The 15810-nt window shown below is 63.4% G+C and carries 12 protein-coding genes; 8 read left to right on the top strand and 4 right to left on the bottom strand.

The window, feature by feature from the left end; translation table 11 throughout:
• Positions 1 to 20: 20 nt before the first annotated feature.
• Positions 21 to 1487 (bottom strand): aminoacyl-histidine dipeptidase, encoded by a 1467-nt coding sequence (locus ACWHVV_RS02705; protein ID WP_447927968.1) that lies wholly within the window; start codon positions 1485 to 1487, stop codon positions 21 to 23.
• A gap of 32 nt (positions 1488 to 1519) precedes the next feature.
• The gene (locus ACWHVV_RS02700; RefSeq protein WP_447927967.1) at positions 1520 to 3706 is read right to left on the bottom strand and encodes a GNAT family N-acetyltransferase; all 2187 of its coding nucleotides are present in this window, start codon (positions 3704 to 3706) and stop codon (positions 1520 to 1522) included.
• Between the two features lie 272 nt (positions 3707 to 3978).
• Between ACWHVV_RS02700 and dctP the strand changes: the two genes are divergently transcribed.
• The 6 genes from dctP to ACWHVV_RS02670 all read left to right on the top strand — a co-directional run bounded on the left by dctP (position 3979) and on the right by ACWHVV_RS02670 (position 9004).
• On the top strand, positions 3979 to 5073 hold the full coding sequence (gene dctP / locus ACWHVV_RS02695) for a TRAP transporter substrate-binding protein DctP (protein WP_447927966.1): 1095 nt from the start codon (positions 3979 to 3981) through the stop codon (positions 5071 to 5073).
• Positions 5074 to 5131: 58 nt separating this feature from the next.
• On the top strand, positions 5132 to 5647 hold the full coding sequence (locus tag ACWHVV_RS02690) for a TRAP transporter small permease subunit (protein ID WP_447927965.1): 516 nt from the start codon (positions 5132 to 5134) through the stop codon (positions 5645 to 5647).
• Entirely contained in the window at positions 5631 to 6965 is a 1335-nt protein-coding gene (locus ACWHVV_RS02685) for a TRAP transporter large permease (RefSeq protein WP_447927964.1), read from the top strand. Before ACWHVV_RS02690 ends, ACWHVV_RS02685 begins: the two co-directional genes overlap by 17 nt.
• A gap of 89 nt (positions 6966 to 7054) precedes the next feature.
• Positions 7055 to 7678 carry a TetR/AcrR family transcriptional regulator gene (locus ACWHVV_RS02680; protein WP_447927963.1) on the top strand — a complete coding sequence of 208 codons (624 nt, stop codon included), beginning with the start codon at positions 7055 to 7057 and terminating at the stop codon, positions 7676 to 7678.
• A gap of 55 nt (positions 7679 to 7733) precedes the next feature.
• A complete protein-coding gene (locus ACWHVV_RS02675) occupies positions 7734 to 8609 on the top strand; it encodes an NAD(P)-dependent oxidoreductase (protein ID WP_447927962.1) in 876 nt (291 codons plus the stop codon).
• A 56-nt stretch (positions 8610 to 8665) separates the two neighbouring features.
• Positions 8666 to 9004 (top strand): tRNA-binding protein, encoded by a 339-nt coding sequence (locus ACWHVV_RS02670; protein WP_447927961.1) that lies wholly within the window; start codon positions 8666 to 8668, stop codon positions 9002 to 9004.
• A gap of 63 nt (positions 9005 to 9067) precedes the next feature.
• Here the strand turns inward: ACWHVV_RS02670 and polA are convergent, their stop codons facing one another.
• Positions 9068 to 11833, bottom strand: coding sequence for a DNA polymerase I (gene polA, locus ACWHVV_RS02665; protein ID WP_447927960.1), 2766 nt, complete (start codon positions 11831 to 11833; stop codon positions 9068 to 9070).
• A gap of 211 nt (positions 11834 to 12044) precedes the next feature.
• Between polA and ACWHVV_RS02660 the strand changes: the two genes are divergently transcribed.
• Entirely contained in the window at positions 12045 to 13007 is a 963-nt protein-coding gene (locus tag ACWHVV_RS02660) for a homoserine kinase (RefSeq protein ID WP_447927959.1), read from the top strand.
• Positions 13004 to 14923, top strand: a complete 1920-nt coding sequence (speA, locus tag ACWHVV_RS02655) for a biosynthetic arginine decarboxylase (protein WP_447927958.1) — start codon at positions 13004 to 13006, stop codon at positions 14921 to 14923. The genes ACWHVV_RS02660 and speA overlap by 4 nt, the downstream gene beginning before the upstream one ends.
• 98 nt (positions 14924 to 15021) lie before the next feature.
• On the opposite strand, the gene ACWHVV_RS02650 is transcribed toward speA, so the two are convergent.
• Positions 15022 to 15687, bottom strand: a complete 666-nt coding sequence (locus ACWHVV_RS02650) for a fumarylacetoacetate hydrolase family protein (protein WP_447927957.1) — start codon at positions 15685 to 15687, stop codon at positions 15022 to 15024.
• Positions 15688 to 15810: the final 123 nt, after the last annotated feature.

The following is a 15810-nucleotide window of genomic DNA, read 5'->3' as shown; positions in this document are numbered from 1 at the left end:
CTTTTGGAACACCGAAGTGGCTAGCGCTTTTGTGCCAGCGCCTCGGTAAAGGCGCGCAGCATTTTCCAGAACTCCTCGACGGAGGCGAGTTCGACCCGCTCGTCCGGCGAGTGGGCGCCCCGAATCAGCGGGCCAAACGAGATCATTTCCAAATGCGGGTACTTGCTGCCCAGGATGCCGCACTCAAGGCCTGCGTGGATGACCTTCACCGCGGGCTCGACGCCCAACAGCGCCTGGTGGCGCTCCTTGAACGTGGCCAGCAGTTCACTCTGTGGGTTGGGCGCCCAGCCGGGGTAACCGTTTTCCACCCGGACGCGCGCGCCCATGAGCCCGAACAGCGCACTGAAGCGATCCGCCAGCGCTGTCGTCGCGCTGTCGTGCAGCGAGCGCACCAGCGCGCAAAGATGCAGCCGCCCATCATCAAGGCTTAATACGCCCAGGTTGTTCGAGGTCTCGACCACGCCCTGGACGTCCGCGCTCATGCGTTCTACCCCGCAAGGGGCGGCGTAAAGCGCGGCCACCAGCATGGCGCTGGCATCGCGGGTCAGCGGCTCTTTAGCGCTATCGCCTTCGAGTTGTTTGGCCTTTAGCGAAAGGCCAGGGTCACCGCTACCCAGCTCCGCTTTCAGAATGTCTGCGAGCTTTTCCACCTTACCAAGTGCGGCGTCCAGCTCATCGGCGGGCAGCGCTACGGTGGCAAACGCCTCGCGGGGGATCGCGTTTCGCAGCGTGCCGCCGCGGTAGTCGATCAGCCGAGCATCGAGAATATCCAGCGCCCGCAGCGCGCGCACCAGCAAGCGGTTGGCGTTGCCCAGCGGCTTGTGAATGTCTATCCCCGAGTGGCCACCCTTGAGCCCGGTCAGCGAAAGCTCGATCACCGCTTCCTCTTCGCGCAGGGCGCTGCCGGGCAGCTTGGCATCCACCAGCACGTCCGCGCCGCCGGCACAGCCAATGTAGGCCTCGCCGCGCTCTTCGCTGTCCAAGTTCAAAAGCAGCGAGCCTTCAAGCCAGTTTTCATCCAGGTTCAGCGCACCGCCCATGGAGCTCTCTTCCTCCAGCGTGAACAGCGCCTCCAGCGGGCCGTGGGTCAGGGTGTCATCTTCGAGCAGCGCCAGAATCGCCGCCACGCCAAGCCCGTTATCCGCCCCCAGGGTGGTGCCATCGGCGTGTAGCCAACCGCCTTCGACGTAGGTGCTGATCGGGTCTTTAGTGAAATCGTGCGGGGTGTCGGCGTTGGCCTGGGCGACCATGTCCAGGTGGCCCTGAAGGATCACGCCAGGGGCGCCTTCAAAGCCCTGGCTTGCCGGCTTTTTGATACGCAGATTACCGAAGCTGTCGCGATCGGACGTCAAGCCAAGCCCCGCCGCCCAGGCTTCGAGCTTTTCGACCAGCGCGGCCTCGAAACCGGAGGGTCTGGGCGTATTACACAGCGTACGGAAGTGGCGCCATACCAGCGTAGGTTCAAGCGAGTCCAGATGTGCGTTCATGATAGCTCTTTGTGATTCATAACCGTCCTACTCTACCGCTCCCGCTCGTCGGGGAAAAGAGCCCACTCGGCCAGACACCGAACCGCCGCCCGAAGCGCCCGGTTCGCCTCCCGCGGCGCGGGGGCGGGCAGGCGGTTTTGAAACGCCCACGCGGTCAGGGTTTCGAGGGCGTGGGCTGCATCCGAAGGCGCGCCCGGCTTTGCTTGCTCGGCGCTTGCCAAACGTGCCAGCAACGCAAGTGCGGGTCGGGCCAGCGCCGGGTCGCGGTGGGCGTAGGCCACGTCCCGCACGTCCTGGCGCTGCTGCGCGTTCAAAGGCGCAGGCTTTAGCGCACCGAGCAGTAGCACTACGACATCCGGGGCGAGCTTTGGTAGCTCAAACGCGAGCAGGCTTTCAAGCCCCGCGCTAAAGGAGGCGTCGAGCTCCTTTAGCACCGCTTCGCCTTCCGGGTTGAGCGCGCGCGCCACCATCACCGCGTACTCGCCGGTGGAGGCTTCGCGGGTAACGCCCAGCCGCACCGGTTTGAACCCCAGCGCCCGCCAAAAGCGTAAAAGCGAGGCCTCGGCACCGAAGGTCGCCCCAAAAAGTGCCAGGCCGCTTTCCCGCGCGGCCGCGATATCCGCCTCGATCAGCGCCCGACCCAACCCTTCACGGCGGCGCTGCGGGTGAGTGGCAATGCGCGCGACCCGGCGCCAGCGGGCGATGAGTGCGTCGCGGCTGCCGCTGTGGGCGGCCAGCGACTGCGCGAGCAGGTGCCCGCGCGGGCGACGCTCGCCCCGGGCGACCTGGTCGGCGAGCTCGGCCTCGAAGCCCCCTTCTTCCCGGGTCACCAGTACGGCCTGGGGCGCGGCGCCCTCGCCCATCATGCGAAAGCCGGTGCCCGGGCCGTCCATTAGCTGGCGTAAATCATTGGGCGTGGTGCGGTAGTGCGACTGAACCAGCAACCCGAAGAGGGTTTCCATCAGCACCGGGTCGCGGGAAAGCATTGGCTGGGTGAGTGCCTGAGTCGCGTCAGGGGCGCCGCGCTGGAGCCTGGGAAGCGGCGCGTCCAGCAGCAGCAGTTTTTTTAGCACCGCTTCCAGTGGGTCCTGGGCCGCCCAGCGCACCGGCGCATCCAGGCACACCTCGCGCCAGAGCGGGGTTTGGCGCTCGAGCACCTCGCGAAAGCGCAGCGCAAAGCCGCGCCCGGAACCTTCGTAGCCGTGCACGGTGGTGGCAAACGCAATGCGCGGAAACGCCTCGAGCCACTGGGCCAGCAGCGCGGCGGGGATCGCCGCTGCTTCATCCACGAGCAGGTAGCGGCCATCGCCGCCAAGCACACCGTCGCTTACCTGCTCGCCGAGTGCCTGGGGCGTCAAGTAGCGCAGCGTTTGCCCGCTGGGTAATTCGAAATGCCCAGGCCCCTGCCAGCGCCCCGCGGGGCAGAGCGCGCCGAGCCGCTCGGTGAGGCTTACGATAGCACCAAGCGACGGCGCGGTGACGACGATGTCGCTTACGCCGCTTTGCAGCAGCCGCGCGCAGGCGATGCCCAGCGCCGCGCTCTTGCCCCGGCCGCGGTCGGCGGTAATCACCAGCGGCCGGCGGCGCTTCAAGCGAGTAATGAGAGAAGCCACCCGCGCCTGGTCCGGGGTTTGGCAGGCCGGGTCTTCCACGTAGTGCGGGGCGGGTGGTACCGGGCCAAGCCTGGGCAGCCAGGGCCGGAGCGCTACCGGCCAGCGGACGACATCAGCAGAGGCCGTCAAAATGCCCGCCAGCCGCTGAAGGTAGTAGGCGCTTAGCCCCTGCCAATGCCAGGGGTGGTCGGTAAAGCGAGCGTAGTCCGGGTCCGGCGCACGCCCCCAGTCCGCCGGGGTGATCAGCACGCAAAGCCCGCCTGCGGTTAACGTGCCCGCCAGCACGCCGAGCGCGTCCGGGTCGAAGCCTTGGGCTGCGCTTGCGTCAATCACCACCAACTGGTGCTCGCCCCCCAACCGGCTGCGCGCTTTTTTGTTGGATAGCGCCGCGACCGGGGCGTCTTCCGGGCTTGCCACCCAAAGCGGCGCTTGCCAGGCGTGGGCTTGCCAGAGCGCCAGCGCCGCTTCTCGGCACGCTCCAGCCTCGCCGTGAAGCCACACCAGCTGGCGCCAGCGGCGCCGCTTCAGGCGTTTGGCGTGGGCGGCCACGACCTGGGCGCAGCGCTTGGAAAAGGGGGCCGATGCATTAGCGGGGCGCTCTATCATGGAACTTCCTGAACAGGTGGGTCTGGGTCGTTAAGCACCGGCGTAACCGGTTCTGCAATGCACGTCCTGCAACGCGACGCCTGCCCCGGGATACGCGTTCAACCCGGCAAGGCCAGCTTTCAGCGTCTACCACCAACGGCTATGGCGCGCGGGCCCGGGGAGTATGCTAGCTTATCGCTGTAGCGCACCCAAGTTGACGTATACGTAAGGCTGCGTTCGTTTTCCTGACCGTTTACCAATACCAACAACATCACACGCTAAGGAAACTCATCATGACGACGATCTCTCGTTTCGCCCTAAGCGCGCTGGCCACCGGCGTGCTCTTCGCCTCCACCGCCCAGGCCCAGGAGCAGTGGACCATGACCTCCACCTGGCCGGACAACCTGGACCTGATTCAGATCGACCGCCATTGGGTGGAGCTGGTCAATCGGCTGGCCGGCGAGGAGCTACAGATCAATTTTCGCGCCGGCGGCACGCTAATGCCCGGCACCGAGGTGTTCGATGCCACCGAAACCGGCAGCATAGAGGCCGCCGGCGACTGGCCGGGCTACTGGGCGGGGCTCAACCCGGCGTTTTCACCGCTTGCCACCACCACGAGCCTGTTCAACGGCGTCGATTACCTGAACTGGATTCAGCAGTGGGGCGGGCGTGAGCTCTACGAGGAGATCTACGGCCAGTTCAACATGATGTACCTGCCCTATGGGATCACCAACAACGAATCCGGCTTCATGGGCCGCACGCCGATCGCGAGCATCGCGGACCTTGAAGGCAAGCGCCTGCGCCTTTCCGGCCGCGACCAGGGCCGGGTGCTCGAACGCTTGGGCGGCTCCCAGGTGACGCTTGCCGGCGGCGAGGTGTATCAGGCCATCGAGCGCGGCGTGATCGATGCCGGCGAGTTCTCCACCCCCGGCGTGGACTACAAGGCGGGCTTTTCCGAGGTGGCGGACAACTGGGCAACGCCAGGCTGGCATCAGTCCGCGAGTGTGTTCGGCGTGATGATCAACATGGAGGCCTGGAACGCGCTCGATGAGACGACCCAGGCAAAGCTGCGCATCGCCGCCGACGCCACCATGGCCTGGTCGCTGGCCTGGTCCGAGCGCGCGTCCAACGAGGCGACCCGCCAGTTCATCGAAGACGGCGTGACCATCAACCAGTTCTCCGAGGAGGACCTGGCACGGATTCAGGAGGTCACCAACGAGGTGATCGTTCAGGGCGCCTGCGAGAACCCGGACCACGCCAAGGTCTACCAGTCGATGGTGAGCTACCTGGAGGAATACGCCACCTGGCGCGATGTCTCCGCCCCGTTCAACATGAGCCGGACCATGGAGAGCCTGCCGTCGCTTTCAGAAATCGAAGCCTGCCTGTAAGGCGCGTTGGCCGCTTCGCTAACCACGGGGCGGCTTTGCTGACTGCGGAGGGTTTTTCATGTACGCCATTGCCAAGGCGATCGATGCCGTGAACGAGCTTTTTGGGCGTCTCATCGCACCCTTGATTGCCGTCATCACCCTGATCGTGTTGTTCGATATCGCCTCGCGCTTTTTCCTGGGCCGACCCAGCGACTGGGCCTTCGACGTCACCAAGATGCTGTTCGGCGCCCACTTCATGCTGATGGCCGCTTACGGCTTGAAACACCACGCCCACGTCGAAGTGGACGTACTCAAGCGCCTGCTCTCGCTAAAGCGCCAGGCGGTGCTGACCCTTCTGGGCTATGCGATCTTCTTCGTGCCGTTCATCTGGATGCTGTTGAAATACGGCTGGCTGTTTTTCGAGCGCTCCTTCAGTCGGGGCGAGACCACCTACGGCATGGTGGCCATTCCCGTCTACCCCATCAAGGGTGTGATCGTGGTGGCCGCCGTACTGATTCTGCTGCAGGCCATCGCCATCGTGCTGCGCGCCGTTATCGCCCTGCGTGAGGAGAGGCGCTATGAACCTGAGTCCTGAACTGTTGGCGCTTTGCATGTTCGGCGGGCTGTTGGTTGGGCTCTTCATGGGCCACCCGCTGGCCTTCGTGCTGGGCGGGGTCGCGGTGATCGGCGCCTTTCTCGGCCCCGGCGAGCGGGTGCTGGGTACGCTGATCAACAATATCTTCGGCAACGCCATGGACAACTACGTGCTGGTGGCCATTCCGCTGTTCGTGCTCATGGCGCGGTTTCTCAACGACTCCGGCGTCACCGAGCGCATGTTCGACGCCATGCGGCTGCTTCTGGCCAACCTGCGCGGCGGGCTTGCGCTAACCGTGGTGATCGTCTCGATATTGCTGGCGGCGACCACCGGTATCGTCGGCGCCTCGATCGCGGTGATGGGCATGATCGCGCTGGTGCCGATGCTGAAATACGGCTACAACAAGGAACTCAGCGCCGGGGTGATCATGGCCAGCGGCTGCCTGGGGATTTTGATACCGCCCAGCATCATGCTGATTCTGATGGCAAGCTACTCGCCGGTGTCGGTCGGGGCGCTGTTCGCCGGCGCGATGGTGCCCGGCGTCATGCTCGGCGTGATGTACGCGCTCTACGTGCTGCTCATCTGCCACTTCAAGCCTTCCTATGGGCCGCCGGTACCCAGACAAGAGCGCGCCAGCGTGAGTACGATGGAGCTTCTGACGATGCTCGGCAAGTACGTGGTGCCGCCCATGGCGCTGATTCTCGGCGTGCTTGGGGCGCTGTTTACCGGTATTGCGACGGCAACAGAAGCCTCGGCGATTGGTGTCTTCATTGCCTTCCTGCTGTTTCTAATCTTTGGTGATCGCAAGCTCTCGACCTGCTGTCGCACGCTGATCGACGCAGGCAAGACCACCACCATGGTGATGCTGGTGCTGGTGGGCGCCACCGCCTTTACCGGCGTGTTCTCCCGGGGCGGCGGCATGCAGGTAATTCAGGATCTGCTGCTGGCAATGCCCGGCGGCACGACCGGGGCGCTGATCATGATGTTTTTGCTGGTGTTCGTGCTGGGCATGTTTCTGGACTGGACCGGCATCGTGCTGCTGAGCTTTCCCATCATGCTGCCGATCATCCAGCAAATGGGGATCGATCCGCTCTGGTTCGTGGTGATGGTGGCGGTAGTGCTGCAAACGTCCTTCCTCACCCCGCCTTTCGGCTACGCGCTGTTTTACCTGAAAGGCGTCGCCCCGCCCGGGGTGGAGATCGTCGACCTCTACAAGGCGGTAATTCCCTTCTGCGTGCTGATTCTAATCGCCTGTGTGCTGATGGCGTTCTTCCCGGTGCTGGTGACGGGGCTGCCAAGCGTGATGATCGGTTATTGAGCTTTCCACCGCCGCCCTTTCGGGCGGCGACGTGATCTGAAGCGTTTTCTGTGCTAATTTAGAAAACGATCACTTCCAATATGGCATTCATGACGACTTCGAACCGACAAGCCCCTCTCGTCTCGCGCGGTCGCGGACGCCCCCGCGAGTTCGATCTGGCGCCTGTGCTGGACCGGGCCATCGAGGTCTTCAGCGAGCGCGGCTACCAGGGCACCTCGATCACCGATCTGACCAAAGCGATGGGGCTCTCTCAGGGGAGTCTCTACAAGGCGTTCAAAGACAAACGCGCCGTCTTTTTGGCCGCCTTCGATCACTATCGGGAGCGGCGGACGCGACAGCTTCGCGACGCCCTGGGCGTGGACGGTACCGGGCGCGAACGGCTACGCCGGGCGCTTTTGTTTTATGCCGAGTCGGCCCAGGGCGAACAAGGCCGGCAAGGGTGTCTGGTGGTGGGTAGCGCCATCTCGCTGTCAGCCTTCGATGCAGACATGGCCGCCCATATTACCGACGCGCTCGAGCGCAACGAAGAGCTGGTCGCCGATTTGCTCCGTCAGGGCCAGGCGGACGGCTCCCTTCGCCCCGAGCTTCAAATCGATGCCACGGCGCGCACGCTTTTATGCCTGACCCAGGGCATACGCGTGGTAGGCAAGACCGGGCGCAGCCGCGAAGAGTTGCAGGCCGTGGTAGAGGTTGCGATGCGCGTTGTAGATTAATTTTTGTCTATTTTGGAAATGATCGTTTTCATAATGCTGACTAACAGGAGTTCGTATGAACGTTGCCTTTCTGGGCCTGGGTATCATGGGATACCCCATGGCGGCCAACCTGCTCGACGCGGGCCATTCGCTGCGCATCTGGAATCGATCCCGCTCCGCGACGGCAGCGCTTGCCGCCCACGGCGCCACGGCGTTCGATACGCCGATCGAGGCGGTCGACGAAGCGGATATCGTAATCTCGATGCTGGCCGATGATAACGCCACGCGCACCGTAATGAGCGAAACGGTACTGGCCGCCATGCGCCCAGGCGCTATTCACGTCAACATGGCCACGGTGTCGGTGCAATACGCCACCGAGCTTGCCGACGCGCACCGTGCCCACGCCATCAACTACGTGGCCGCGCCCGTACTCGGGCGGGTCGATGTGGCGCGTTCGGGCCAGCTTAATATTCTCGCGGGCTGCGACGCGCTTACGCTTTCGAAGGTCCAGCCGCTGTTTGATGCGCTAGGCCAACGCACCTGGCACATCGGCGAGCGCCCGGAACAGGCCAATGCGGTCAAGTTGGGGATCAACTTCATGATCGCCAGCGCTATCGGCACGATGGGCGAGGCGGCAGCGCTTGCCAGGGGGCACGGCGTGGACGCCGCCGACTTTATCGAGTTGGCCACCTCGACGGTATTTGCGGCTCCAGTCTACAAGGGCTATGGCGCGGCCATCGCTGAAAGCCGCTTCGAGCCCGCCGGCTTCAAACTCTCACTGGGCCTGAAGGACGTGCGCCTGGCGCAGGAAGCGGCAGAAGCTGTGAACGTGCCGCTGCCCTTGGCCGGCACGCTGCGCGACGCCCACGTGGAAAGCCTGGCCCATGGCGAAGGCCACCTGGACTGGGCGGCGCTGGCGCGCACGAGTGCACGCCGCGCCGGCCAGACGTAAGGCGGACGGCCAAAAACATACTCAAACGAGACAAACCGCCAACAAGAGAGGCTCTGATGGACACGATTACATGGGATGACTTCAGCAAGGTCGAGCTTCGCGTCGGCAAGATCATCAAGGCCGAGCCCTTTGCCGAGGCGCGCAAACCCGCCTATCAACTGCTGGTGGATTTCGGCCCGGAGATTGGTCAGCGAAAGTCGAGCGCACAGATCACCGAGCTCTACACGCCGGAAACCCTGGTGGGCAAGCACGTGGTGGCGGTGGTTAATTTCCCGCCCAAGCAGATCGGCCCCATCATGTCCGAGTGCCTGGTGACCGGTTTTCATAACGACCAGGGCGAGGTAGCCCTATGCGTGCCGGACCAGCCCGTACCCATCGGCACGAAGCTAGCCTAGCCTGGCGTAACGCGCAACGGCCCGTCGCCAAGCGGGCCGATTTCGCGGCGCATGTCACCGCTTCTAGTGCGCCTCGTCCCAGTTGTCGCCGGTTTCGGCCTCGACGATCAGCGGTACTTTCAATTCCGCCGCGCCTTGCATGCGTTTTTGCACCTGTTGGATGAACGACTCTACCTGGGCCTCCTTCACCTCGAACACCAGCTCATCGTGTACTTGCATGACCATCAGCGCGTCGAATTCACCCTCGGCGAGCCAGGCGTCGACGTCGATCATCGCCTGCTTGATGATGTCCGCCGCGGTGCCCTGCATGGGGGCATTGATCGCGGTGCGCTCGGCGCCCTGGCGGCGGTTGCGGTTTTGCGAGTGGATCTCCGGCAGGTAAAGCCGCCGGCCCAGTACGGTCTCGACGAAACCATCTTCGGCGGCCTGGGCGCGGATCCGGTCCATATAGCGCGCCACGCCCGGGTAGCGGTCGAAATAACGGTCGATGTAGGTCTGCGCCTGATTGCGCTCGATGTGCAGCTGCTTACCCAGCCCCCAGGCACTCATGCCGTAGATCAGCCCGAAGTTGATCGCCTTGGCGCTGCGGCGCTGCTCATTGCTGACTTTATCAAGCGCCGTGCCGAAGACCTCGGCGGCGGTGGCGGTGTGGATATCCCGGTTTTCGGCGAACGCTTCCAGAAGGCCCTTGTCCTCGGAAAGATGCGCCATGATGCGCAGCTCGATCTGGGAGTAGTCGGCGGCGACGATCTTGTAACCGGGCCGGGCGACGAACGCCTGGCGAATCTTGCGCCCCTCTTCTGTGCGAATGGGGATGTTCTGCAGGTTCGGGTCGGATGACGACAGCCGCCCGGTGGCGGTCACCGCTTGGTGGTAGCTGGTATGCACCCGCTTGCTCTGCTTGTTGATCAAGCGCGGAAGCTTATCCGTGTAGGTCGATTTGAGCTTGGAAAGCCCGCGGTGCTCCATGATCACCTTGGGCAGCGGGTAGTCGAGCGCCAGCTCCTCGAGCACGGCTTCCGCCGTAGACGGGGCGCCCTTCGGGGTTTTCTTGAGCACCGGGATTTTTTGCTCATCGAACAGAATTTCGCCGAGCTGCTTGGGCGAGCCCAGGTTGAATTCCCGCCCGGCGAGCTCGAACGCCTTTTGCTCGAGCTCGCGAATGCGCGTGTCGAGCTGCTGGCTTTGCGTGTGAAGGCGCTCGTCATCGATGGCCACGCCGTTGCGCTCGATGCGCGAGATCACCTTGATCAGCGGAAGCTCCAGCCGGTCGAGCACCTCGGCCAGGCGGCCCTCTTTTTCAACCAGCGGGCGCAGAGTGTCGTGCAGGCGCAGGGTGATGTCCACGTCTTCGCAGGCGTAGGGCGCGGCTTCTTCGAGCGCAATCTGGTTGAAGGTGAGCTGCTTGGCGCCCTTGCCGGCGATCTCCTCGAACGAGATGGTTTTCTCGCCGAGATACTTGAGCGCCAGGGAATCCATGTCGTGGCGGGTGGCGGTGGAGTTAAGCACGTAGGACGCCAACATGGTGTCCGCCAGGGGGCCGGCAACTGAAATGTCATAGTTGGCGAGCACGGAGATATCGTACTTCAAGTTCTGGCCGATCTTGACGGTTTTCGTACCTTCAAGAATCGGCTTCAACGCGGCGAGTACATCACTTCGGTCGAGCTGAGCCGGGGCGTCGAGGTAGTCGTGGGCGAGCGGTATATAGGCCGCCTCCCCCGCCTGCAGGCAAAGACCCACGCCGACGATCTCCGCCTCCATGTAGTTAAGGCTGGTGGTTTCCAGATCGAAACAGAAACGCTCGGCGCTTTTAAGCCGCTCGAGCCACGCATCGAACGCTTTTTGGTCGGTGATGACGTGGTCTTCCCGCGCCGCGCTGGGGGTGGTTTCGACCTCCCCGGCCTCACTTGGGGCCGGTTCGCCGCCTTTCACGTCGTCGACGCCTTCATCCTTGCCCTCGAGTAGCTCCACCAGCCACTGCTTGAACTCCAGCATCTGATAGAGCTCGGTGAGCTTTTCCCGGTCAGGGTGGGCGATGTCGAGATCATCGAGGCCCACCGGCAGCTCACAGTCGGTCTTGATGGTGGCGAGCTGGTAGGAAAGGTAGGCCTGGTCGCGGTGCTCCTCGAGCTTTTTGTGCAGCGTCTTGGCGCCGCGAAAGCTCAGCGTCTTGATCTTATCCAGATCACCATAAATGGTGTCGAGCCCGCCTTCCATACCCTGCAAAAGGCCGATGGCGGTTTTCTCGCCCACCCCGGGCACGCCGGGGATGTTATCCACCTTATCGCCCATCAGCGCGAGAAAATCGATGATCAAGGACGGCGGCAGGCCGAACTTGTCTTCCACGCCCGCCACATCCAGGGTCTCATCCTTCATGGTGTTGACCAGGGTGATATGGGCGTTGACCAACTGCGCCATGTCCTTGTCGCCGGTGGAGATCACCGCGTCGCGCCCAGCTTGTGTGGCGTGAAAGGCGAGCGTGCCGATCACGTCGTCCGCTTCTACGCCTTCGATGCACAAAAGCGGCAGGCCCAGCGCTTTGACGCAGTCGTGCAGCGGCTGGATTTGGCCGCGCAGGTCGTCCGGCATGGGCGGGCGGTGAGCCTTGTACTCGCTGTACATCTCGTCGCGAAAGGTCTTGCCAGGCGCGTCGAACACCACCGCCATGGGGCTTTGGGGGTAGTCCTTGATGAGCCGCTTGAGCATGTTCAAAACGCCCTTCACGGCGCCGGTGGGCTGGCCGTTGGAGGCATTGAGCGGAGGCAGCGCGTGAAAGGCGCGGTACAAATACGAAGAGCCATCGACGAGCACGATTGGAGCGCGGGCCATAACCAGTCCCTATTGCAGATCGGGTGAAATGAGCGGTATCGCTTGAGCGTTAATGGTGGTCACTATAGGCCAAAACGCAAGCTGTGGGCGGCCATGATACGCGTTCGTGGGCCAGGGTGCAGAATGGGTACGGCGAGGAAATCACCATAACGCTGCCAACTGGCGAGTCGAGTCGCTACAATGAGCCAACCAAAACCCGGGCGAGAAAACGATGGCTGTATTCACCCCGCTTAGCGACGCGCAGGTCGCCACTTTTCTGGAACGATTCGACGTGGGCCGGCTGGTCGCGCTGGAGGGCGTGGCCGGCGGCACGGAGAATTCGACGTTTTTCGTCACGACCGACCAGCGGGAGCTGGTATTGACCCTTTTCGAGCAAGGCGAGCACGAAGAGCTTCCGTTTTTCGTCGACCTGATGGATTACCTGGACGAGCACCGCATTCCGGTACCCGGCCCGGTGCACGACCATCACGGTACGGCGCTACAAAGCCTGGCGGGCAAGCCGGCGCTTTTGTTTCCCCGTATGCCGGGGCGCCACCCCGCCAGCCCCAATTTGGCGCAATGCCGGGCGCTGGGCGAGGCACTGGGCCAGTTGCACGTGGTCTCTCAACATTTTCCGGGACAGCGCCCCAACCCGCGGGATCTGAACTGGCTGGAAGCGGTACACCACAAGGTGCTGGCGTATTTGAGCCCCGCCGATCAGGCGCTGATGAAAGACGAGGTGGACGACTTTCAAAGCGCGTTTGGCCAGATGGATGCGTTGCCCACCGGGGCGCTTCACGGCGACCTTTTTCGTGATAACACGCTGTTCGAGGGCGACCGGCTTGGCGGTATTATCGATCTTTACAACGGCTGCACCGGCGAGCTCTTATTCGACGTCGCCATCGTGATCAACGACTGGGCAACCGATGAAGACGGCACGCTCAACGCCGAGCGTTACGACACCCTTTTATCGGCGTACATGGCGCGGCGGCCCTTCACCGCGCAAGAGCGCGCGCTGTGGCCGACGATGCTGCGCATGACCGCGCTTCGTTACTGGCTCTCGCGCCTTCTGGTCGTTTATGTCGACCCGCCGGCCCACGATTTGACGCCCCACGACCCGGAGCGTTTTCGCACCATCTTGAAGGCACGCATCGCCCACGGGGCCTTGCCGCTGCCTGAGGCCAATGATGAATGAGTGACTCTTCAAGCTCCCAAAGCGCTGCCCAGCGCGCGCGCCGCACCTGGAACATCGACCAGTGGGGCAGCGGCTATTTCGACGTCAACGAGCAGGGCCAGGCGCTGGTGCGCCCGCTGGGCAGCGACGCCGAGGGCCCGGCACTTGCGATCAGCACGCTGACCCGGGAGCTGCAAAACGCCGGGCTTCGTCTACCGGTACTGGTGCGCTTTAGCGATATTCTTCACGACCGGGTCGAACAGCTTTGCAGCGCCTTTGACAGTGCCATGCAGGAAGCGGACTACGCCGGCGGCTATACCGCGGTGTATCCCATCAAGGTAAACCAGCAGCGCCGCGTGGTGGAGGAAATACTCGCCACCGCCGAGCGCGGCAGCGGTCGCGTAGGCCTGGAAGCGGGCAGCAAGCCCGAGCTTATCGCCGTGATGGCGCTGTCGGATGCCGGCTCTTCGCTGATCGTCTGCAACGGCTACAAAGACCGCGAGTACGTGCGCCTGGCGCTGCTGGGCGAAAAGCTCGGTCACAAGGTGTATCTCGTGGTCGAAAAGCTCTCCGAGCTTTCGATGATTCTCGAAGAGGCCCGCGCGCTCGAGGTGACCCCGCGTATCGGCCTGCGCGCCCGGCTCGCCTCGGTGGGCAAAGGCAAATGGCAAAACACCGGCGGCGAGAAATCCAAGTTCGGTCTCACCGCCAGCCAGATTCTGCAGGTGGTCGACACCCTGCGAAGCCAAAACGCCCTGGAAAGCCTGCAGCTGGTGCACTTCCACTTGGGCTCGCAGATCGCCAACATTCGCGATATTCAGCGCGGCCTGCGCGAGTGCGCCCGCTTCTACCAGAACCTGATCGCGCTGGGCGCGCCGGTGGATACGGTGGACGTGGGCGGCGGCCTGGGGATCGATTACGAAGGCACGCGCTCAAGAAGCGACTGCTCGGTGAACTACTCGATGCGCGAGTACGCCCGCAACGTGGTCAACGCCTTCGCCCAGCTTTGCCAGGAGGCGAACCTGCCCGCCCCGCACCTGATCAGTGAATCCGGCCGGGCGCTGACCGCCCACCACGCGGTGCTGATTACCAACGTGATCGGCGAGGAGCGCATCGACGACACCCCGCCGGCGCGCGAACAACAGGACGCCCCCCAGGTGGAAGCGCTTTGGCGCGTTTTCGACCAGCTCGAGAGCGCTCAGGAGCCCCGCGTGCTGGTGGAAGCCTGGCACGACGTGCTACAGGCGGTCAGCGAGCTGCACGAACGCTTCGTAATGGGGCTTGCCAACATCGATGCCCGCGCCCAGGGCGAGCGCCTCTATATGGCGACCTGCGCGCGCCTGCGCGGCCAGCTGGATACCCGCAACCGCGCCCACCGCGAAATCATGGACGAGCTGGCCGAGAAACTCGCCGACAAGCTTTTCGTGAACTTCTCGCTGTTCCAGTCGGTGCCGGATGTCTGGGGGATCGAGCAGATTTTCCCGGTGCTGCCACTGACCGGGCTGAACGAGGCGCCCACCCGCCGCGCGGTGATTCAGGACATCACCTGCGACTCCGACGGGCGCATCGACAGCTACGTGGACGGCCAGGGCGTTGAAAGCACCCTGCCGCTACCCGAATGGCCCGAAAACGAAGAGCGCTGGCTCGGCTTTTTCCTGGTGGGCGCCTATCAGGAGATTCTGGGCGACTTGCACAACCTGTTCGGCGACACCGACTCCGTCGACGCCGCCCTAGGCCAGAACGGCGAGTGGGTGCTCTCCAACCCGCAAGCCGGCGACACGGTGGCCAACGTGCTGGGCTACGTGAACTTCGATGCCGCGGCCCTCAAGCGCAAACTATTCGATCAACTAACGCGAAGCGGCTTATCCGAGACCGAACAAGAGAGCTTCGCCGCGAGCCTCAACGAAGGCCTGGAAGGCTACACCTATCTTGAATGATGGGCCTCTAGCTTGAATGACGCTCGAACGGCAAACATGTAGCGCAGACGCAAAAACGCCGCCGGCCCTGGGGCCGGCGGCGTTTTTAATACCTGCTTTTATTCGACGACGGTAGTATTTACCTCGAGCCCGCCGGTCAGTGTCAGTTTGAGCGCCGCGCCCCGGGGCAGCTCGCCGACACCCGCCGGCGTACCGGTCAAGATCACATCCCCCGGCACCAGGGTAAAGTGGCGGCTCATTTCCGCCACCAGCGTCGGGATCGCAAACAGCATATCCGCGCCTTCGCCGTACTGGCGCTGCTCGCCGTTGATATCGAGCGTAAATGACAGCGCGTTCCAGTTGGGCACACGGCTAAGCGGCAAAAACGCCGAAAGCGGGCACGCCCCGTCAAAGGCCTTGGCGGTTTCCCAGGGGTGGCCCTTCTCTTTGAGCTGGGTTTGCACGTCGCGAAGGGTTAGATCCATCGCCAGGCCAATGCCGACAATCGCGCGCTCGGCCTGTTCGTGGGTCGCGTGGGTCAGCGTTTCGCCGATCAACAGCGCAAGCTCGGCCTCGAAATGCACATCACCGCGGGAGAAGGGAGGATCCAACGGTTTGGTAATATCGACCACGCTGGTCGCCGGCTTGATAAACAGCAACGGCTCGCTCGGAACCGGATTCTGCAGCTCTTTGGCGTGGTCGGCGTAATTGCGACCAACGCACACGACCTTACCCAGCGCGTGGGGAAATTCCTGGCCATCGGTAAACTGTGGAACAAAACGCATGGCGGGTACTCTCCTTCTCATTATACGTGCCGCATACACAACGACAGGCGCATTAGTCTACCCCACCCGACTACCCGTACGACAACCCTGCCCCGCTTTTTTGAAGAGCACGCGCCTGGTCAC

The sequence above is a fragment of the Vreelandella sp. EE27 genome (assembly GCF_968206495.1).
Note: the sequence above shows the minus strand (reverse complement) of the source record. Positions and strands in the feature narration are given on the sequence as shown.

Bases quoted from the DNA above. Each gene is read 5' to 3' on its own strand.
- ACWHVV_RS02705 (WP_447927968.1), bottom strand. From the start codon at position 1,487: ATGAACGCACATCTGGACTCGCTTGAACCTACGCTGGTATGGCGCCAC.
- ACWHVV_RS02700 (WP_447927967.1), bottom strand. From the start codon at position 3,706: ATGATAGAGCGCCCCGCTAATGCATCGGCCCCCTTTTCCAAGCGCTGC.
- dctP (WP_447927966.1), top strand. From the start codon at position 3,979: ATGACGACGATCTCTCGTTTCGCCCTAAGCGCGCTGGCCACCGGCGTG.
- ACWHVV_RS02690 (WP_447927965.1), top strand. From the start codon at position 5,132: ATGTACGCCATTGCCAAGGCGATCGATGCCGTGAACGAGCTTTTTGGG.
- ACWHVV_RS02685 (WP_447927964.1), top strand. From the start codon at position 5,631: ATGAACCTGAGTCCTGAACTGTTGGCGCTTTGCATGTTCGGCGGGCTG.
- ACWHVV_RS02680 (WP_447927963.1), top strand. From the start codon at position 7,055: ATGACGACTTCGAACCGACAAGCCCCTCTCGTCTCGCGCGGTCGCGGA.
- ACWHVV_RS02675 (WP_447927962.1), top strand. From the start codon at position 7,734: ATGAACGTTGCCTTTCTGGGCCTGGGTATCATGGGATACCCCATGGCG.
- ACWHVV_RS02670 (WP_447927961.1), top strand. From the start codon at position 8,666: ATGGACACGATTACATGGGATGACTTCAGCAAGGTCGAGCTTCGCGTC.
- polA (WP_447927960.1), bottom strand. From the start codon at position 11,833: ATGGCCCGCGCTCCAATCGTGCTCGTCGATGGCTCTTCGTATTTGTAC.
- ACWHVV_RS02660 (WP_447927959.1), top strand. From the start codon at position 12,045: ATGGCTGTATTCACCCCGCTTAGCGACGCGCAGGTCGCCACTTTTCTG.
- speA (WP_447927958.1), top strand. From the start codon at position 13,004: ATGAGTGACTCTTCAAGCTCCCAAAGCGCTGCCCAGCGCGCGCGCCGC.
- ACWHVV_RS02650 (WP_447927957.1), bottom strand. From the start codon at position 15,687: ATGCGTTTTGTTCCACAGTTTACCGATGGCCAGGAATTTCCCCACGCG.